The organism is Embleya sp. L77 (assembly GCF_055557415.1).
Window position 1 is genome coordinate 53,107 of the sequence record NZ_CM145710.1, and the last position, 20,216, is coordinate 73,322.

The window sequence follows — 20,216 nt, forward strand, 5'->3', positions numbered from 1 at the left end:
TACGTCGTTCACAAATGCGAACGCGGTTGACGATAGGCGCGCTCGCCGATGCGGTCAACCACGAAGAGCCGGGGCTTGACACCCCATCCGGCCGTCCATACCGTCAACCGCGTCCGTATTTGTGAACGACGTACGATATTTCGAACGAGACTTCTCGGTAAGGAGCCCGTCTTGCGGATCACGCGGGTTGATACACACGTCGTCGGCACGCCGTGGCGGAACCTGACCTATGTGCTCGTCCACACCGATGAGGGCCTGACCGGCGTCGGCGAAACCCGCATGCTCGGCCACACCGACGCGCTGCTCGGCTACCTGCACGAGGCGAAGGTCAACCACGTCCTCGGCTCCGACCCGTTCGCGACCGAGGATCTGGTCCGCCGGATGAAGTACGGCGACTACGGCCGCGCCGGCGAGATCGTCATGTCCGGCATCGCCTGCGTCGAGATGGCGTGCTGGGACATCAAGGGCAAGGCGCTCGGCGTGCCGGTGTGGCAACTGCTCGGCGGCAAGGTCACCGACAAGGTCAAGGCCTACGCCAACGGCTGGTACACCACCGAACGCACCCCGGACGCGTATGCGCAGGCGGCGCGCCGGGTGGTCGAGAGCGGCTATCGGGCGCTGAAGATCGACCCCTTCGGCGCGGGGCGGTTCGAGCTCACGCACGAGGAAGGTCTGTACGCGGTCTCGTTGATCGAGGCGGTGCGCGACGCGATCGGCCCGGACGCCGAGCTCATGTTGGAGATGCACGGCCGGTTCAGCCCGTCCACCGCGGTGCGCCTGGCGCACGACATGGCGCCGTTTCGTCCCGCGTGGGTCGAGGAGCCCGTGCCGCCGGAGAATCTGAAGGCGCTCGCCAAGGTCGCCGCCAAGGTTGACCTGCCGATCGCGACCGGTGAGCGCATCCACGACCGCATCGAGTTTCGCGAACTGTTCGAGTCCCAGGCCGTCGACATCGTCCAGCCCGACCTCGGGCACATCGGTGGCATCGCGGAGACCCGCAAGGTCGCGGCGGCGGCCGAGACGCACTACATGCTGGTCGCTCCGCACAACGTCGGCGGCTCGGTGCTGACCGCAGCGTCGCTGCAGGTCGGTTTCTCCACGCCGAACTTCAAGGTACTGGAGCACTTCAACGACTTCGCCGACGCCGAGATCAAGGCCGTGGTCAAGGGCGCTCCCCAGGTCGTCGACGGCTACTTCGAGATCAGCGACGCACCGGGCCTCGGCGTGGAGTTCGACGCCGACGCGGCCGCCGAATTCCCCCAGCAGAAGGCGCACTTCGATCTGTTCGCCGACGGCTGGGAGAAGCGCGACCCGGAGGCGGTTCGATGACCGGCGCCCAAGCGCTTGTCGTGGATCGCCCCGGCACGGTCCGTCTGGTGACGCACGTCCCGGCGTCGCCGGGGCCGGGCCAGGCGCGGGTGCGCGTGCACGCGGTGGGCATCTGTGGCAGCGACCGCGAGGTGTGGCGGGGCACGCGCGCGAAGGGCTTCGTGCGCTATCCGCTGACGCCCGGACACGAGTGGTCCGGCACCGTCGAGGCGGTCGGCGACGGTGTGCCGGAGGCGCTGATCGAACGCAAGGTCGTCGGCGAGGGCTTCCGCAACTGCCGGATCTGCGACCGGTGTCGCGCGGGCGAGAGCACGTTGTGCGGTGCGGGATACGAGGAGACCGGCTTCACCCTGCCCGGCGCGATGGCCCCCACCCTCACCCTGCCGGCCCGGCTCCTCCACCTGCTGCCGGACGACGCCGACCTGACGGCCGCCGCGCTGCTGGAACCTGCGGCGTGTGCGGCGGCGGCCGCGCTGCGGGCCGATGTGCGTCCCGGTGACCGCGTCGCGGTCGTCGGGACGGGCGCTCTCGGATTGCTGGCCGCACAATTCCTCGCCGCCTCCTCCCCTGCGGAGTTGACCGTCGTCGGGAAACACCCCGAAGGAGGCCTCCTCGCGCGCAGGTGCGGCGCCACGGCGTACCGCACCGTCGACCGTCTCGACGGCACGGGCGACCTCGACGTCGTCGTCGAGGCGGCCGGTGCGGCCGACAGCGCCCGCGTCGCCGCGTCCCTGTTGCGTCGTGGCGGGCGGCTGGTGCTCACCGGAATCCCCGCACCCGGCGCGGCGGGGCTGGACCCGACCGACCTGGTGGTCCGCCAATTGGAGGTGCGCACCGTCTTCGGCGCCGCCCCGGCCACGTGGACGCACGCGGTGCGCGCATTCGCCGCAGGTCTGCTGGACCCGCTCCCGCTGATCACCCACCGGCTGCCTTTGGCGGAGTTCGAGCGCGCGGTCGAACTGGTCGGCGGCTCCGATCGAAGCGTCGGCAAGGTGCTGCTGCACCCGCATCCCGAGGCCCTTTGACACCGAAGCCCCGCCACTCGCGACAGTCGCGACCCGCTCGGCGACATCACCACCACCTGCAAGGAGTCCCGTTGTCCACTCCCGCCGAACCCGCGGTGTCCCGGCGTCCCGGCGAGCGGGCGCTCGCGTCGCTCGGTCTGGCCGCACCGACCCCGCAACCCGCCGACGCCTCCGCGCACGCGTTCCCCGACGGGGGCACATGGCGCACCGAGGTCCCCTCGGTCGAGGGCCCCGAGGCACTCGCCGTCGTCCTGGCCGAAGCCGACAGGCTGGACGTGCCCGTCCACCGCGTCAGCCAAGGCAGCGGCGTCTGGATGCTCACCGACGCCGAGATCACCGAAATGGTCGACGCGTGCACCGAGCAGCACATCGAGCTGTGCCTGTTCACCGGACCGCGCGGCACCTGGGACATCGGCGCCGGCACCAGAACCCCCTCGGGCGGAGCCGGCCTTCGTGCCCGCGGCCACGACGCGCTCGCCGCGTGCGTCGAAGACACCGTCCGTGCAACCGAGTTGGGTGTCCGGTGTCTGCTCGTCGCCGACGAGGGTGTGCTGTGGACGCTGCACCGTCTGCGCGCGACCGGCGTCCTGCCGGCGGAGACGACACTCAAGGTCTCCGCGCTCATCGGCCCGGTCAACCCGGCCTCGTACGCGGTGTTCGAGCAACTCGGGGCGGACTCGATCAACATCCCCTCCGACCTGACCCTGCAGCACCTCACCGAGATCCGCCGCGTCAGCCGCGCACCGATGGACCTCTACATCGAGGCCCCCGACGACCTCGGTGGGTACGTACGCATGTACGACGCCGCCGAACTCATCCGCCGCGGCGCGCCGCTGTACCTGAAGTTCGGCCTGTCCAAGGCGCCTGCGCTGTACCCGTCCGGCGCACACCTGCGCGAGACCGTCCTGGCCGCGTCCCGCGAACGCGTCCGTCGCGGCCGTCTTGTCCTCGACCTGCTGGAGCGCCACGGCGCCGCCGGCGGCATGTCCCCGTTGGGCTCCCGCTTGCCCGGTGAACTCCGGCGTTTTCCCTTGCCCCGGACGATCCCGGTCTCGGCTCGGTGATCGTCGCCTCCATCCGGCGGGAACAACCCGACGACACCGCAGGAGGTACCCGACCGTGAAACGACTCGTGCCCGCAGTCACCAGGGCATTCGACATCCTGGAACTCTTCCTGGATCGGGACGCGACGCTGACCGCCCCGGACATCGCGCGCGAACTGAGGCTCCCGCGCACCACCGTGCACGAACTGTTGGCGACGCTGGTCGCCCGCAACTGTCTCGTCCGGGATCAACGGGACGGGTACCGCCTGGGGGTCCGCCTCTACCAATTGGGCAGCCGGTACGCCGAGCAACTCGACCTGGCAGCCGAGGGACGGCAGGTGGCCCGACGGGTCGCGGAGAAATGCCAGGAGACCGTGCACGTCGCGATCCTGGAGGACCGCGACGTCATCTACGTCGCCAAGGTCGACTCCACCCAGGCCGTGCGCCTGGTCTCCGCGGCCGGACGCCGTCTGCCCGCGCACTGCACCGCCGTCGGCAAGATGCTCCTCGCCTCCCTACCCGAGGACGAACTGCGCGCCCGAATCCCCCACGGCACCGTGCTCGAGGCCATGACCGCCAACAGCATCACCGACACCGAAACTCTGGACGCCACCCTTGCCCGCACGCGGGATCGAGACTGCGCGGTCGAGGAGAGCGAATCCAACCTCGACGCGTCGTGCGTGGCCGCGCCGGTACGCGACCGCACCGGACAGGTCGTCGCGGCGCTGTCCATCTCGGTCCCCGGCATCCGCTGGAACCCGGACCGGCGCACGCAGTTGGAGGAACTCGCCGCCTCCGGCGCGGCGGAACTCTCCACTCGGCTCGGACACCGAAAGGCCGCACCATGACCACGACGACTGTCGACGAGGCCGTCGCCGACGACGCCGAACTGGGTGAGGGCGCGACCTGGGACGCCACCGAAGGCACACTGATCTGGGTCGACATCCTCGGCTTCCGCGTGCACACCTTCGACCCGTCCACCGACGACCGAAGCGTACTGGCCACCGATCAACACGTCGGGGCAGCCAAGCCCCGCAGCGTCGGCGGACTGGTGGTCAACCTCCGCGACGGCGTCGGACTGTACAACGTGGCGGGCGATTTCACCTGGCTGCACCACGACCCGGTGCCGGGCCGCCGCAGCAACGACGCCGCCGTCGCGCCGGACGGCGCGCTGTGGGTCGGCACAATGCGTTACGACGAAGCCCCAGGCGGTGGCACCCTGACCCGGATCGGCCCCGACGGCACGGCGAACCCGGTCCTGGACGACGTCACCGTGAGCAACGGCATCGCCTGGAGCCCGGACCACCGCCTGATGTACTACGTCGACACCCCCACGCGATGCATCGATGTGTTCACCTACACCGATGGCCACGTGAGAAACCGGCGTCGCCGGGTGGAGATCGAACCCGGCGCGGGCTGGCCCGACGGCATCACCGTCGACGCGGACGGCGCCGTGTGGGTCGCCCTGTGGGACGGCGCCGCTGTGCGCCGCTACACCCCCGACGGGCGCCTCGACCGGGTGATCGATCTGCCGGTGCAGCGACCCACCGCATGCGCGTTCGGCGGCAGCACCCTCACCGACCTGTACATCACCACCGCCCGCACCGGGCTGTCCACACCCCACCCGCTCGCCGGCTCGCTGCTGGTGACGAGTGGGATCGGACAGGGCCTCCCGCAACTCCGCTTCGCGGGCTGACCCAACACCCACGCGACCGAACGACCCGCTCACCACACCGGCGCTCCCGGGCGCCGGACCTCGAAGAAGGCCAGACCGTGATTCGTACGCTGTTCAACCAGGGCTGGGAGTTTCGCCCCAAAGCCGTTCCTTTCGAGGCGGCGTCCTACTTCAACATGCCGTGGACACCGGTGACCCTGCCGCACGATGCGACCATCGCCCTCGAACGCGACCCGGAGGCGGTCAACGGCCGCTCGTCCGGCTTCTTTCCCGGCGGCGTGTACGAGTACCGAAAGACGCTGTACGTGCCGGACGACTACCGCGGCAAACGTGTGACGATCGAGTTCGAGGGCGTCCTGCGCGACGCGATGGTCTACATCAACGGTGAGTTCGCAGGCCAACGCCCCTACGGCTACTCGACCTTCGCGATCCGCACCGACAACCACCTGCACTACGCCGCGGACAACGAAATCCGCGTGGAATGCCGCACGCACGACGACTCGCGCTGGTACACCGGCGCGGGCATCCACCGCGACACGCACCTGATCGTCGGCGAGGCGACCCACATCGCCCTGGACGGCGTCCGCGTGAGCACCCCCGACATCGACACCGAAGGCGCGATCGCCGCAGTCGTCACCGTCATCGAGAACGACGGCATGAACCGCCAGACGGTCGAGGTGAGGACCGAGATCCACGACGGCGACGGCCGCATCGTCGCGACCGGCATCACCACGGCCACCGTCCTTCCCGGTGAGCCGGCCACCGTGCGCCAGCGCCTGTACCTCGAAGACCCGGCCCTGTGGAGTGTCGACCACCCCAACCTCCACACCGCCACCGTCCGGCTGAGTGACGCCGACGGCACCCTCGACGAGGACACCGTCACTTTCGGCATCCGCGAGCTGCGGCTCGACCCGAAGCACGGCCTCCGGATCAACGGCGAGCAGATCAACCTGCGCGGAACGTGCGTCCACCACGACAACGGTGTCATCGGCGCGGCGACCATCGCCCGAGCCGACGAACGGCGCGTGCAACTGCTCAAGGACGCCGGGTTCAACGCCATCCGCAGCGCCCACAACCCGCTCAGCCGCGCGATGCTGGACGCCTGCGACCGACTCGGCATGCTCGTCATGGACGAGCTGTGCGACATGTGGACCTCGAACAAGCGGCACTTCGACTACGCGCTCGACTTCGCCACCTGGTGGGAACGCGACGTCGAGGCCATGGTCCGCAAGGACCTCAACCACCCCAGCGTCGTCATGTACTCGATCGGCAACGAGATCCCCGAGGTCGGCAGCCCCGCCGGGGCGGTCTGGGGCCGCAGACTGGCCGAGAAGATCCGCTCCCTCGACGACACCCGCTACATCACCAACGGCGTCAACGCCCTGTTCTCGGTCATGGACGACCTCGCCCGCGACCCGTCCCTCGCCGCCGCGGCCGAGAACTCGGACGTCAACACGGTCATGGCCCAGCTGGGCGAGCACCTGAATCGGATCGGCTCCTCCGAACTGGTCACCAAGAAGACCGCCGAATCCTTCGCGGTCCTCGACATCGCCGGCATGAACTACCTCGAAGAACGCTACGAGACGGACCGCGAACTGTTCCCCGACCGGATCATCGTCGGCACCGAAACGTTCCCGAACCGCATCGACACCAACTGGCGCCTGGTCAAGGACAACAGCCACGTCATCGGCGACTTCACCTGGACCGGCTGGGACTACCTCGGCGAAGCCGGCATCGGTGCGGTCACCTACGCCGACCAGGACCCGACAGCAGCCGAAGCCTCACCCTTCCGCTTCCTCACCGCATGGTGCGGCGACCTCGACATCACCGGGCACCGCCGCCCCGCCTCCTACTGGCGCGAGACCGTCTTCGGCCTGCGCCACACCCCGTACATCGCCGTCCGGAACCCGGCCGCCCACGGGCGGGAGAACACCTCGGGACCGTGGTCCTGGACCGACTCGACGCCCAGCTGGGATTGGGGCGACCACAAGGGCGCTCCGGTCACCGTCGAGGTCTACAGCAACGCCGACGAGGTCGAACTGCTGCTCGACGGCCGGTCCCTCGGCACGGCGCCCGCCGGTGAACACCACCGCTTCCGGGCCGAGTTCGACACCACCTATCAGCCGGGCGAACTCGTCGCCGTGGCCTACACGAACGGCACCGAACAAGGCCGCACACGACTGACCACCCCCGCGGACACGGTCGAACTACAGGCGGCGGCCGACCGGGCACAGGTCCGCGCCGACGAGACCGACCTCGCGTACATCACCCTGACCCTCACCGACCCCGACGGAATTGTCCAAACCGCCCGCGACCTCCCCCTGACCGTGGAAGTCACCGGCCCGGGGGTCCTTCAGGGCTTTGGCAGCGCCAACCCCACCACCACGCAGACCTTCGCCGCCACCATCCACAGCACGTACCAAGGCCGAGCCCTCGCCGTCGTCCGCCCCACCGGCCCCGGCGAGATCACGATCACCGCATCCGCCCCCGGTTGCGACACGGTCACGACGACGGTCCGTGCCGCGTGACGCGCGGCCCCGACGGCAAGGAGACGCTCACAGGGTCGAGAAGATGCGGATCATCTGGATCGACACTCATGTGTGTGCCCGGCCGGAACCCCGTGGAGCGATTCGCGTTCTTCCCGTCCCCCACTCGCCCAGGATGACCGACGCCACCGGGTATCTCGACCACCGAGTCGCGGAGGCGAACGCCGAAGCGGAATCTTCCTCCACTCACCCCTTGACCCCCCGAGAGGCGCACCACGATGACCGCGTCCACTGAACCGTCCCACCCCGTTTCCACGAGCCGACCGCGATTCCAGGTGTGGGCGGATCCCGAGCGCGCCAGGAGGGACGTCAGCCCGACGCTCTTCGGGTTGTTCTATGAAGACCTCAATCGCTCCTGCGACGGCGGTCTGAACGCGAACATGGTCGCCAACTCCAGCTTCGAGGGCATCTTCCTGAACCGGCGGTTGCACAACGAGCTCATCGCGATGACGACGAAGCGGCGTCCTCGTCGCGCCGTCGACCCGACGAGGCATTGGCGGGTGGCGCAGGGATCTCTTCGCGCTCTCACCGTTGACGCGATTCGGCAGGGAGCCACCTACGCGAGGATCACGCCGCAGGGCGGTAGCGCTGTCGTCGAGAACCACGGCTACCAGCCCTCCGACTCGTCGCTCCACCCGTCGGTCACCGCGAAGGCCGACGTGGGGTCGCTGTTCTCGGCGTGGGTACGCACGGACGGGTTCGACGGTGGCCTGGACGTGCGCCTGGTCTCGGGCAACGGACAGGTCGTCAGCTCGGCGCCGGTCACCCTGCCCGCGGGAAACGGCTGGCAGGCGGTCCGAACCGAGTTGCCGGCGTCCCGCGACGAGCGTGTGTTCCTGCAGATCGTCGTGACGGGCAGCGGGCACCTCGACCTGGACGAGGTTTCGCTGGTGCACGCCGACCACTGGGGCGCCGGCGATCCGCGGTGGTCGCAGGGGCGGTTCCGCCGGGACCTTGTCGAAACGCTGCGCGACCTGCATCCGACGTTCATGCGCTTCCCCGGTGGGTGCATCGTCGAAGGCATCGGAGACGGCAACGCCTACGACTGGAAGAAGACGGTCGGACCGCTGCACGAGCGGGTTCCCGACTTCAACCTGTGGGCACTGCGGACCCCCGACGGCGACTACAGCCAGTCGAACCAGATCGGCTTCTACGAATACTTCCTGCTGTGCGAGGACCTCGGCATCGCGGCCATGCCCGTCGTCTCGGCCGGGATCAGCTGCCAGTTCCGCAGCAAGCAGGCCCTCGACCGGCACGGCGACGAGTTCGCCGCGCTGCGCCGGGACGTCCTGGACCTCGTCGACTGGGCCACCGGCGATCCGGCGACCAGCCCGTGGGCGGCGCTACGCGCGCAGGCCGGCCATCCCGAACCGTTCGAGCTGCGCTACCTGTGCATCGGCAACGAGAACTACGGCGAGGACTATCTGGCAAAGTTCGCAGACCTGCGAGCCGCCGTCGAGATGCGCCTTCCCGGGATTCGGACGGTGCTCAGCGCAGGACCGTTTGCCCGCGGCAAGGCCTCCGACCGCGCGTGGGCGTACGCGCGCAGCCTGGACGTCCCCGTAATCGTCGACGAGCATTTCTACAAGGGGCCCAGGTGGTTCATCGACAACACCGACCGGTACGACTCCTACCCGCGCGGCAAGGCCACGGTCTTCGTCGGGGAATATGCCGCGCACCCGCCCACCTCGGGGATCGGCAAGCCCAAGGACAGCGGGCCCAACACCTTCCACAGCGCCCTCGCCGAGGCCGCGTTCCTCACCGGTGTCGAACGCAACTCCGATGTGGTCGAGATGACCTCCTACGCCCCCCTGCTCAATCGCGTCGGAACGCGGAACTGGGACCACAACCTCATCGACTTCACGCCCGACGCCGTGCTGCGCACCGCGAACTACGAGGTGCAGCGCCTCTTCGCCGGCCGGCTGGGAACGCGGATCGTGCCGGCCGAAGTGACGACTGCGGCCGACGGCGTCTTCGTCTCCTCCACCGCGACGGAGACCGTGCAGTTCGTCAAGCTGGTGAACACCACCGACAGCGAGGTCGAAACGAGCGTTCACCTGCCTCGTTCAGCCGACGCCCAGGCGGCCGCGACGGTCCTCACGGCCGACCTCGATACGGCCAACAGTCTGACGTTCGACGGACGACCCCATGTCGCGATCACCCCCGTCGAGACCACCTACCCGATTCTGGAGCACAGGCTCACCATCGCACTGGCACCCCACAGCATCACCGCCCTCACCGTTCCCCTGTAGAACCACGGTCGGCGGTCCGACCTTGCCCCGACGACCCTCCGCCGGGCCGGCCACGGCACAGTGCCGGTCGGTACGCAGTGGCCGGGGTGGTGCGCCGTTCCGTGGACATCGGCGCACCACCCCGGTCGGGACTCGACACCACGAACGGCTACGAACCGCCGGCCGCCTGCCGCAGCCCGTCGGCGATCGCGTTCAGGACGGGCTCCGCGGTGGCGGCGCCGCCCGACGGGGTGAAATGGCTCATGGGCTGCCAGAACGTGTTGCAGACGTCCGGAGCCCAGGGGCGTATTCCGGCCAGAGAACCGTCCTGGACGCCCCAGGCGACCAGGTCGCGGAAGAACTCGTACTCGCCGTTGACGGTCAACGGATAGCCGGCGACGGGGGCGTTCCACTCGAGCGGTGGGGACATGGTGCCCGACGGATAGCCGGCCTCCGCGATGAAGACCTGCTTGCCGAACGTGCGGTGCAGTGACCGGCTGCTGCCTTTGAACACCGCCAGTTGGTCGCCGTAAGGCACCGAGGTCGGATAGTACGACGTCCCCAACTGATGGGCGGTGAACCCGGCGTCCGCCATCGCCTGCCAGAAGGCTTCGGCGAAACCCGGGTACTGCATCGCGATCACGCTGGTGTGGGTGCTGAACTTCGCCTGCGGATCGACCCAGCGGATCCCCTCGGCCACGGCCGCGAGCAGACGCCCGGTGTACGGCCATACGTGGGCACGCAGCCAGGCGATCCGGTCGGCGTCGGACATCCCGGTGAGCAGCGTGTTCACGTCCATCTGCCCGATCGCCGGGTCCACGGCGTCCGGTGCCACGTAGCTCCAGTACGGAGTGGACGCGGTGAAGCTGCGCACGGCGACGCCCGCGACGCCAAACTCGACCTCGTTGCCCAAGTCCCAGACGTTGACCCGCGCCCCGGTGGCGAGGAGTTGGCCGGCGGCCAGGGCACCGTACGTGCGGAGGGCTCCCGTCATCTGGTTCAGCGTCAACGATTCCCAGGGGCCCGGCAGACTGATCAGGGGATAGTCCGAGAAGTCGGGGCCGGGCTGGTGGGAGACGTCACCGTAGACGGCCCAGAGGCCGAGCTCGACGTTGAGCGGCATACCGAGTTTGTGGGCCAGGCGGGCTCGGCCGAGTACCCGGCGGAAGCCGTGCTCGGCCTGGTCGGCCGTCGCCACACGGCGTGTGGCCATGCGCGCGAAGACTTCACTGGAGCCGTGCGCGATGTACAGGCGCTGCAGGGCTTCCGGGGTGGTCGCCGTGCGGGTGCCGTCGGTCAGGGCCAACTGCCCCAGGACCGCCTCGGTTTCCGGGCTGACGGACAGGGATGATCGGAACGTCGATCCGGCGGAGCCCCCGGCCGGGGAACTGCCGGTCGCGTATGCGCTGGTCGACAGGGCGCCGGCGGTCGCGAGACCGGCCGTCGCCGACAGACCGAGGAAGCCTCTGCGGCTCACCCCGCGCCGGTCGGCACGATCCGACATCGCGTCGAAGGGAGGGAGGGGGTTGCTCGTCATTGCTCTGTCGCTTTCTTCGCAGGGCGCGGGCAGGGCCCGCTACCGAGGTGGCTTGCTCAGAGGTGACACGCTGTACGGAACAAATGCGCGAGCTTCTCTTTCGCGCCGGGCTTGACACGGCCTGGTGGCGGCGAAGCGGAGATCGGCTGTGGCGCGGACGGTTCAGGAGATGTTGATCCGGGACCTTTTGGGTTGCGGGGTGGTACGACACAGCCGCGCCGGAAGAGCGCCGTGGACGGTCTGGAAGTAGGTTGGCTTGTCGGGTCCCCGAGTTCTGGAAGGACCCGAGGAAGAGGCCCGGCGTTCCGGAGGGCAGGCGCGCCGGGGTGGCGCCCTTGAGCGCACGACAAGCGGCCTCGGTCGCGTCCATGCACCTGAGATCCCTCCTGGTCCTGGGACTGCCCCTGGGCCCGGCTCCGCCCACGGCTGGCATGAATCGTTTCATTCGCCCTGGATCGTGGTCTTCCTGACGCTTCGGCGGGGTGGTGCGGGGAGCGTACCCGGCGGTGCTTGCGGACGCCAGGGTCGCGGGAGAGCAATTCACGTATGAGCTACGCGAAGGCTGTCGAAGACGCACGGTTCGACCGGCGACCATGCGGGGGCCGCGAACGTTTCCGCCCGGACTCCGGCAAAGGCACGAACTCCGAACCCGGGACAAGGTTTCCCGGAGGGTGACCGATGAGTCGGCCCCATACGGATCGCTTGGCACGGGCCTGAGACGATCGCCCCGGCCGAACGCGAGCCGCCGAGCGGCCGGTCGCTGGAGTTCACGCTCTGGCGGGCGTTCGACGACGCGACACGCGGCAGGTCAACCGCAGCATCCCCGCCTTCACCGACGCCCCGTAGGGCTCGCCTCGAAGTCGGGATGGCCGAGCCTGAGTGGTGTGGTTGAGCAGGACACGGCGATCGACCTTCCCCATAGGGTTTGCAGACGTGGAGCTGGTGCTGGTCGGTCGCAGGCGGGACGGGTCGAGGTGGCGTGGTGGGTCGTCGGGGTTCGCGGGTGACAGGCGCGGATGTGGCGCGGGCGTCTGGGGTGTCACGGTCGACAGTGAGCTTCGTGCTCAACGACACGCCGAACCAGACGATCCCGGCGGAGACGCGGCGGAAGGTGCTGGAGGCCGCGGAGCAGCTGGGATACACCCCGCACGGGCCGGCGCAGGCGCTGTCGCGCGGGCGAGGCAGCGTGGTGCTGCTGTGCCTGCCGGATTTTCCGCCGAGCCCGGTGATCGCGGACTTGGTCGCGGAGTTGGACAGCGCCGTGGGGGCGCATGGGCTGATGCTGGTCACCCACACCGCCGGACCCGGCCGACAGCCGGCGCTTGCCCTGGCCGCGGCGGTGGCGCCGGTGGCTGTGGTTGCGCTGGTCCCGTTCGGCGCCCAGGACGCCGCGGCGTTCAAGGCATGCGGCGCGCGGGTGGTGCTGCCCGGCCCCGACGATCCGCCGCCGCCGAGCGACGCGGCCGGTCGAGTGCTCGGGGCGGTCCAGGCACGGCACCTCGCCGAACGCGGGCACACCCGCATCGGCTACCTCTACCCTCCGGACGCCCCGTCGCAGGCCATGGCTGAACGCCGGTACTCAGGCGCGCGGAAGACCGCCCGCTCTCGGGGCCTGGCCGACCCGCCGGCACGCCGCATGCCCGCCGACGGGGACCTGACACCGGTGCTGCGCGACTGGCTTGCCGAGGACCGCGTCACGGCCGTGGCCGCGTTCAACGACGACATGGCCCTGGCTGTGCTGCACGCCGCCTGGACCCTGGGCGTGCGGGTCCCGGACGAGCTGGCCGTGATCGGCGCGGACGACATCGCCCCGGCACGCTACGCCTGCCCCCCGCTGACCACCGTGCGCGGGGTGGGCCGCCCCTCGGGAGCGATGCTGGCCCGCATCGTGCTGCACCGGCTCGGCGTGCGTCCGGTCCCCGGCGGCGACGAACTCACCGAACTGGCGCTCGACATCGTGGCCCGCCGCTCCACCTGACCGGTGTCCCTTGAACCCTTCGTTACCCGGTGGTAAAAACAACGGGCACTAACGCGCTTCAGTGCTGTGCATCACATCATTCTGCGTGCCCGACGGTCTCAACTCTCCCGGGCACGTCCGCGCGTCCCTAACTCCGCCGCCCGCCGCTTCACGCGGCCGCGCGTCCAACCGGAAGGCCCTCGATGAAACGACACCGCACCACCACCGCCCGCCTTGCTGCCGTGACCGCCGCCGCGCTCACGGTGTGCACGGCCACGGCCGCCACCGGTTCCGCTTCGGTCACCGACACCTCGACGGCCTGTGCCGCCGTCGACGTCACGTACGCGACCGGGACCAATCTCAGCGGGAGCAACACGCCGTCCGACAGCGGACCGGAACCGGTCTACGACGCGCTGGTCACCGCCCTCAACACCCGCAACTCAGGCAAGACCATCTCGTCCTACCGGGTGAAATACCCGGCAAGCCTGGAGCCGTGGTCCGCCTCGGCGGGCAACTGGGACCTCGTCCGGCATCTCAAGAACCAGGCCGCCGCCTGCCCGAACCAGACGTTCGTGCTCGCCGGCTACTCCCAGGGCGCCAACGTGGTCGACAACGCCATCGGCGTCGGCAGCGACGGCGCTCTCACCGGCGGCCCGACCGTCGCGGTCATCCCCGCCTCGATCGAACCCAAGGTCAAGGCCGTCGTGCTGTATGGCAACCCCATACGCGGCCCGTTCCTGTTCCGTCAGGTGACCGGCATCTACCAGGCGCGCACCCTCGACGACTGCGCGACCGGCGACCCGATCTGCGGCGGCGGCTGGGACGCCAACGCCCACGTCACCTACTCCCAGCCCGGACACATCGACCCCGCTGCGGACTTCATCACCGCACGCCTGTAGCCACGCTCCTCCGGGGCAGCCGCAGCCGATTCTTCCCCGCGCCCCGCCAAGGGCACCGTCGACTCCACCTCGGCCCGTGTCCCACGGCGCCGGAAGACAACCCGTCACCACGGCAAGGCCGTCTCCCACCGGGGATCGGAGACGGCCTTGCCGTCCGCGCGTGGCCACCGCAGCGCGGTTCTACCCACGGCGACCAATCGGATCACGGGCTCTCCCGAATCGGCCCGCACTTCACCAGCCACGACGCACTCCCCCGACCGCGTCCGCAGCGAGCGTGCGGGCACCGCAACCGAGGGCATCGTCGCCCCTGCCCCGATCCCATGCGTCGGTGCGCAGCCGATACGCGAACCGCCGGGCAGAACCCGCAGGCAGCAGGCGGACAGTCGCGAATGCCGGACATGCAGCCCGGCCGAGTCTCGAGGTGCTCGACGCCGAGGTCTTGGGGGCCGCCGGGAACTCCGGAGCGAGTCGCGAATCAAGCCACTGGCAAGGATCCGTCTCATACGGCCGACCCGCAGCCCACGAAGAAAGCGTACTTGTTACACGAATTTTCGCCCCGGCTCCGCTCTCCTCTCCAAAGCAGGATCAGAACCCGCAGAAGAGTGCAAGTACGGGCACTAGCGCGCGCAAGCGTCTCCGGCTACGCTCCCGGCACGGCCCGGCAGTTAACGCGCACGACACCTGAACCATTCTTCGTGAATCGATTCAAACCCCGTGATCACCCGTGGCGCCGCCCTCCCGCGCCAAGCCCTCTTCCCATCCCGGGTTCGGCGTATCGGAGTCCCGCCCGCCGCCCGCTGATATCCCGTCGGCACGTTCCTCGTGGAGATCGCCATGCTGCAATGCACCCCCCGCCGGCCGTACCCCCACGGGTCGAGACGGTGAACGCGCCGAGCGGCGCGGCCGAGCCGCCGGCGCCGTCCGCCGCCGGGTTGGCGGCCGGTCTGATCGACGCCGAAGCCGAACGCCAAAGACGGCAGGCCGAGGCTTCCCGTGAGGTGCTGTTCGCGGACGAGTTGCTCCCCGGTGTCGGCGACGAACAGTTGTCGCTGCGGGCGGGACTGGCTGCCGGGGGGTCGGCCACCTTCCTCACCCTGACGACGCTGGCCGCGATGGACGAGTTGGAGTCCGCGGCGCTGGGGATCCTGGCGCCCGACATCCGCGACGCGTTCGGCATGAGCGACGGTGCCATCGTCTTCATCTCGGCGGCGTCCGGTGCCTTCCTGGTCCTGGGTGCGCTGCCGATGGGCTGGCTCGCCGACCGCTACCGCCGCAGCCGGGTCATCGCCTGGGCGGGGATCGCGTTCTCCGCGATGGTTTTCGCGTGTGGGCTCGCCGCCAACGCCTTCCTGTTCTTTCTCGCCCGGTTCGGCGTCGGGGTCGCCAAGTCCAGCACCCTGCCGGTGCACGGTTCGCTGAACGCGGACACCTATCCGATCGGCGTCCGCGGTCGCCTCGCCACCATCAGCGCCGGCGCGGCCAGAACTGCGGGAGCCCTCAGCCCGCTCGCGGTCGGCGGCATCGCCACCTTCGCGGGCGGAGACAACGGCTGGCGTTGGCCGTTCCTGATTCTGGGCGTGCCCGCGCTGCTGGTCGCCGTATGGGCCTTCCGGCTCCCGGAACCGCCGCGCGGACAACACGAGATGAAGTCGGTGCTGGGCGAGGTCGTCCAGGACGTCAAGCCGATGCCCATTTCGATCGAGGCGGCGTTCGCTCGGCTGATGCGCATCCGCTCCATCAAGAACTCGATCATCGCCTTCTCCGCTCTCGGCTTCAGCCTGTTCACCGGCGGCGTGCTGGCCAACCTATGGGCCGACGACCATTTCGGGATGTCCACGTTCCAACGCGGTCTCATGGGGTCGATCTCCGGAGCGTCGCTGCTCCTCGCGCTGCCGTTCGCCGGGCCGTGGTACGACCGCCTGTACCGCCGCGATCCGGCCCGTGCACTGGCACTGCTGGGCTACCTGATCCTCCCGGGCGTGGTACTGCTGCCCGTTCAGTGGTTCATGCCGAACGGCATCGCGTTCATGCTCGCGGGCATCCCGGCGGGGATCCTGTCGTCGGTCACCTTCGCGATGGTCGGTCCCGTGCTGTCGTCCGTGGTCCCGTATCGCTTGCGGGGCCTGGGCAGCGCCCTGTCGGCCATCTACATCTTCTTCGTCGGCGCGACCGGCGGCGCCCTGCTCTCCGGACTGATCGCCAACGCCTACGACGCGCGGGTGGCAGTCCTGGTGGTCGGCGTCCCGTCCACCCTGGTCGGCGGACTGTTGGTCATCCGCAGTTCGGGCTTCATCAAGCACGATCTGTCGCTCGTCGTGCAGGAGCTGCGCGAGGAACTCGACGAGCGTGACCGGCAGTTGCAGGACCCCGAGAACATCCCCCTGCTCCAGGTCAACAGCGTCGACTTCTCGTACGGGCACGTGCAGACGCTGTTCGACGTCGGGTTCGAGGTCAAACGCGGCGAGACCCTCGCACTGCTGGGCACCAACGGCGCCGGCAAGTCGACGATCCTGAAGGTGATCTGCGGCCTCGGAACGCCCTCACGCGGCGTCGTGCGGCTCAACGGCCGAACCATCACCTACGTCTCGCCCGAGCAGCGCGGCACCTACGGCGTGCACCTCCTGCCCGGCGGCAAGGGCGTCTTCCCGGGCATGACGGTGCGGGAGAACCTGGAGATGGCAGCGTTCCGGGTCCGTAAGGACCCCGCGGACCGGGAGCGGCGCTTCGCCTACGTCCTCGACCTGTTCCCGGACCTCGCGGGTCGACAGGACCAGGTCGCCGGCTCGATGTCCGGCGGCCAGCAGCAGACGCTCGCCCTGGCCATGGTCCTCATGCATGACCCCGAAGTACTGCTGATCGACGAACTGTCCCTCGGCCTGGCCCCGGTCGTCGTCCAGGACCTGCTGGCGATCATCGAACGACTCAAGGCCGACGGTCTGACCATGGTGATCGTCGAGCAGTCGCTGAACATCGCCCTCGCGATCGCGGACCGGGCGGTCTTCCTCGAAAAGGGCCAGGTCCGCTTCCAGGGGCCGGCCCACGAACTCGCCGAACGCGACGACCTCGCCCGCGCGGTCTTCCTCGGCAAGGAAGGCGGCTGACGACGATGCAACTGCCAACCACCCAACTGTTGTTCGACGGCGCCGTCACAGGCCTGGTCATCGGCCTCCTGGCCATGGGCATCGTGCTCGTGCACCGATCCTCGCGCGTCATCAACTTCGCCGTCGCCAACATGGGCCTGGTCGGGTCCGTGCTGTTCGCCCTGCTGGTCGTGCGCTACCACGTGCCCTACGGGATCGCGCTGGTTGTCGCGCTCGCCGCCGGCGCCGCGTTCGGCGCGGTCGTCGACCTGGCCGTGGTGCGCCGGCTGTTCAACGCGCCACGCGTGATCGTCCTGGTCGCCACCATCGGCGTGGCCCAATTGGCGCTCACCATCGTGACCGCCTACCCGGATCTCGACGACTACACCACCGAGCAATACCCGGTGCCGTGGACCGGCACCTGGTCGCCCGTCGACGACCTGGAGATCAACGGAGCCCAGGCGAGCATCCTGATAGCCGTGCCGGTGACCGCGCTGGCGCTCGGTTGGTTCCTGGGCCGCACCGTCCTCGGCAAGACCGTCAAGGCGTCCGCGGACAACCCGGAGCTCGCCCGGCTGCAGGGCATCAGCCCGAAGGTCGTCTCCACGGCCGTGTGGGCGCTCGCCGGCCTGGTCGCCACGCTGTGCCTGATCCTCATCTCGGCACAGAACAAGTCGCTGACGCAGGTCACCACTCTTGGGCCCACCACCCTGCTCCGCGCGCTCGCCGCCGCGGTCATCGCCCGCATGGTGTCCTTCCGCATCGCCCTCGCGGCCGGCGTCGGCCTCGGGCTGCTCCAGGCCTTCATCCAGTTCAACTGGCTCGACCAACCCGGCCTGAGCGACCTGATGGTGCTCGCGATCGTGCTGGTCGCCGTGTTCGCGGTCAGCCGCGGCCGCGACACCGAGTCCTCGTCCTTCTCCTTCGCACCGAAGGTCAAACCCGTCCCCGAACGCCTGCGTGGCATTTGGTGGGTGCGCCACATCGAGCGGTCCGGACTGCTCCTGCTCGGACTTGTCGCGGTCGTGCTGCCACTGATGGTCACGCAGCCGTCGAGGCACCTGCTCTACACGGTGATCCTGGCGTACGCGATCTGCGCGTCGTCGGTCACGATCCTCACCGGCTGGGCAGGCCAACTCTCGCTGGGGCAAATGGCGTTCGCCGGGCTCGGGGCGCTGACCGCCGCGTCGCTCAACCGGGGCATGCGCATCGAACTAGGCGACACCGTTTACGCGTTCGGGGGCCTGACGTTTCCCGCTGCCGTGTTGGTCGCGTCGTTGTTCACCGCCGCGCTCGCCGCGCTCGTCGGGGCCGGCGCGCTGCGGGTCCGCGGGCTGCTGCTCGCGGTCAGTACCTTCGCGTTCGCGGTCGCCTGCGAGCAGTACCTGTACCGCCGAGACGTGTTCCACGACCAGGGCACCAGCAGCGCGTCGTTCCCGCGCAGCACGGTGCTGGGCATCGACGTGTCGACCCAGCGCGCGTACTACTACCTCGTGTTGGCCGTGCTGATCGTGGTGCTCATCGTGGTTGCCCGGCTGCGTCGGTCCGGCGTGGGCCGAACCACCATCGGTGTCCGCGACAACCCGGCCACCGCAGCCGCGTACACCGTGGGTGCCACCCGCGTGAAGCTGCGCGCCTTCGCGCTCGCGGGTGGCATCGCCGGACTCGGCGGCGCGCTGCTGGCCGGTGCCGTGCAGACGGTGCCGTATGCCGACAAGTACTTCCTCAGCCCCGACTCGCTGACCCTTGTCGCGATCGTGGTGATCGGCGGCCTCGGGTCGGTGTCGGGCTCGGTGCTCGGTGCGCTCTGGGTGATCGGTCTGCCCGCGTTCATGCCCGACAGCGAACTCGTGCCGCTGCTGACCTCCAGTCTCGGTCTGCTCGTGCTGCTGCTGTACTTCCCCGGCGGCCTTGTACAAATCGCATACAGCGCCCGGGACGCGCTGCTCGGCTGGGCCGACAAGCGGCTCGGCGCCGAGCCTGAGGCAAAGACGGCGACCACGCCGCCGCGGGCACTCACCTCCACGACCCGACCACCGCTGCCTACCGACAAACCGGTGCTGGCGACGACGGACGTGCGGGTGCGCTTCGGGGGCAAGGCCGCCGTGGACGGCGTGTCCATCGAGATACGGCCGGGCCAGATCGTCGGCCTGATCGGCACCAACGGCGCGGGCAAGTCGACGCTGATGAACGCTGTCGGCGGCTTCGTCACCGCGACCGGAACCGTCGAACTGCTCGGCCGTGACATCACCAAGGCAACGCCCGCCGACCGGGCCCGGCTCGGCCTCGGCCGTACCTTCCAGGCCGCGACCCTGTTCCCCGAACTGACCGTGCGCGAGACCGTACAGATCGCCCTGGAGGCACGCGGCCGCACCCGTCTGCTGTCCACCGCGCTGCATCTGCCGCACACCTTCAAGCGCGAACGCGCCAAGCGGTCGGACGCCGACGACTTGGTCGACTTCCTCGGGCTCGGCCGCTACGCCGACGCCTTCGTCGGCGACCTGTCCACCGGCACCCGCCGCATCGTCGAACTCGCGGGCCTGTTGGCCCTGGACGCGCGCGTGCTGTGCCTGGACGAGCCCACCGCAGGCGTCGCCCAGCGCGAGACCGAGGCGTTCGGCCCGCTCATCCAGGAGATCCGCCGCGAACTGGGCGCCGCCATGCTCGTCATCGAACACGACATGCCCCTGATCATGGGCATCAGCGACCGCGTCTACTGCCTGGAAACAGGCCGCGTCATCGCCGCAGGACAGCCGGACATCGTCCGCAACGACCCCAAGGTCATCGCCAGCTACCTCGGCACCGACGAACGCGCGATCGGGCGCAGCGGAACCGCGCCGACCGTTCCCAGCCGACACCCGACCGACGCCGTCGCGCAGGCGTGACCTTCGGCCC

The 20,216-nt window shown here is 69.5% G+C and carries 12 protein-coding genes; 11 read left to right on the top strand and 1 reads right to left on the bottom strand.

The features are described from left to right. Positions 1 to 171 precede the first annotated feature (171 nt). The 7 genes from ACZOOI_RS30120 to ACZOOI_RS30150 all read left to right on the top strand — a co-directional run bounded on the left by ACZOOI_RS30120 (position 172) and on the right by ACZOOI_RS30150 (position 9,869). Positions 172 to 1,329, top strand: coding sequence for a mandelate racemase/muconate lactonizing enzyme family protein (locus ACZOOI_RS30120; RefSeq protein ID WP_465282725.1), 1,158 nt, complete (start codon positions 172 to 174; stop codon positions 1,327 to 1,329). Continuing rightward, positions 1,326 to 2,354 (top strand): zinc-dependent alcohol dehydrogenase, encoded by a 1,029-nt coding sequence (locus ACZOOI_RS30125; RefSeq protein ID WP_465282726.1) that lies wholly within the window; start codon positions 1,326 to 1,328, stop codon positions 2,352 to 2,354. Before ACZOOI_RS30120 ends, ACZOOI_RS30125 begins: the two co-directional genes overlap by 4 nt. Positions 2,355 to 2,425: 71 nt before the next feature. Then, a complete protein-coding gene (locus ACZOOI_RS30130; RefSeq protein ID WP_465282727.1) occupies positions 2,426 to 3,418 on the top strand; it encodes a hypothetical protein in 993 nt (330 codons plus the stop codon). Between the two features lie 55 nt (positions 3,419 to 3,473). Then, entirely contained in the window at positions 3,474 to 4,244 is a 771-nt protein-coding gene (locus tag ACZOOI_RS30135; RefSeq protein WP_465282728.1) for an IclR family transcriptional regulator, read from the top strand. Further along, on the top strand, positions 4,241 to 5,092 hold the full coding sequence (locus tag ACZOOI_RS30140; RefSeq protein ID WP_465282729.1) for an SMP-30/gluconolactonase/LRE family protein: 852 nt from the start codon (positions 4,241 to 4,243) through the stop codon (positions 5,090 to 5,092). Before ACZOOI_RS30135 ends, ACZOOI_RS30140 begins: the two co-directional genes overlap by 4 nt. A 77-nt stretch (positions 5,093 to 5,169) precedes the next feature. Beyond that, positions 5,170 to 7,599, top strand: coding sequence for a glycoside hydrolase family 2 TIM barrel-domain containing protein (locus ACZOOI_RS30145; RefSeq protein ID WP_465282730.1), 2,430 nt, complete (start codon positions 5,170 to 5,172; stop codon positions 7,597 to 7,599). A gap of 236 nt (positions 7,600 to 7,835) precedes the next feature. Further along, positions 7,836 to 9,869, top strand: a complete 2,034-nt coding sequence (locus tag ACZOOI_RS30150) for an alpha-L-arabinofuranosidase C-terminal domain-containing protein (protein ID WP_465282731.1) — start codon at positions 7,836 to 7,838, stop codon at positions 9,867 to 9,869. A 148-nt stretch (positions 9,870 to 10,017) separates the two neighbouring features. Here ACZOOI_RS30150 and ACZOOI_RS30155 read toward each other — a convergent pair whose 3' ends face one another. Further along, positions 10,018 to 11,385, bottom strand: a complete 1,368-nt coding sequence (locus ACZOOI_RS30155) for a glycosyl hydrolase 53 family protein (RefSeq protein WP_465282732.1) — start codon at positions 11,383 to 11,385, stop codon at positions 10,018 to 10,020. 1,018 nt (positions 11,386 to 12,403) lie between these two features. On the opposite strand from ACZOOI_RS30155, the gene ACZOOI_RS30160 reads away from it, so the two are divergent. The 4 genes from ACZOOI_RS30160 (at position 12,404) to ACZOOI_RS30175 (ending at position 20,206) form a co-directional block, all read left to right on the top strand. Beyond that, positions 12,404 to 13,363, top strand: a complete 960-nt coding sequence (locus ACZOOI_RS30160) for a LacI family DNA-binding transcriptional regulator (RefSeq protein ID WP_465282733.1) — start codon at positions 12,404 to 12,406, stop codon at positions 13,361 to 13,363. A 182-nt stretch (positions 13,364 to 13,545) separates the two neighbouring features. Then, positions 13,546 to 14,241: a cutinase family protein gene (locus ACZOOI_RS30165; protein WP_465282734.1), complete on the top strand. Its 696-nt coding sequence runs from the start codon at positions 13,546 to 13,548 to the stop codon at positions 14,239 to 14,241. Between the two features lie 842 nt (positions 14,242 to 15,083). Next, on the top strand, positions 15,084 to 17,342 hold the full coding sequence (locus ACZOOI_RS30170; protein ID WP_465282735.1) for an MFS transporter: 2,259 nt from the start codon (positions 15,084 to 15,086) through the stop codon (positions 17,340 to 17,342). Positions 17,343 to 17,347: 5 nt separating this feature from the next. After that, the gene (locus ACZOOI_RS30175) at positions 17,348 to 20,206 is read left to right on the top strand and encodes an ABC transporter permease subunit (protein ID WP_465282736.1); all 2,859 of its coding nucleotides are present in this window, start codon (positions 17,348 to 17,350) and stop codon (positions 20,204 to 20,206) included. Positions 20,207 to 20,216: the final 10 nt, after the last annotated feature.

Bases quoted from the DNA above. Each gene is read 5' to 3' on its own strand.
- ACZOOI_RS30125 (WP_465282726.1), top strand. From the start codon at position 1,326: ATGACCGGCGCCCAAGCGCTTGTCGTGGATCGCCCCGGCACGGTCCGT.
- ACZOOI_RS30140 (WP_465282729.1), top strand. From the start codon at position 4,241: ATGACCACGACGACTGTCGACGAGGCCGTCGCCGACGACGCCGAACTG.
- ACZOOI_RS30150 (WP_465282731.1), top strand. From the start codon at position 7,836: ATGACCGCGTCCACTGAACCGTCCCACCCCGTTTCCACGAGCCGACCG.
- ACZOOI_RS30155 (WP_465282732.1), bottom strand. From the start codon at position 11,385: ATGACGAGCAACCCCCTCCCTCCCTTCGACGCGATGTCGGATCGTGCC.
- ACZOOI_RS30165 (WP_465282734.1), top strand. From the start codon at position 13,546: ATGAAACGACACCGCACCACCACCGCCCGCCTTGCTGCCGTGACCGCC.
- ACZOOI_RS30170 (WP_465282735.1), top strand. From the start codon at position 15,084: ATGCACCCCCCGCCGGCCGTACCCCCACGGGTCGAGACGGTGAACGCG.
- ACZOOI_RS30175 (WP_465282736.1), top strand. From the start codon at position 17,348: ATGCAACTGCCAACCACCCAACTGTTGTTCGACGGCGCCGTCACAGGC.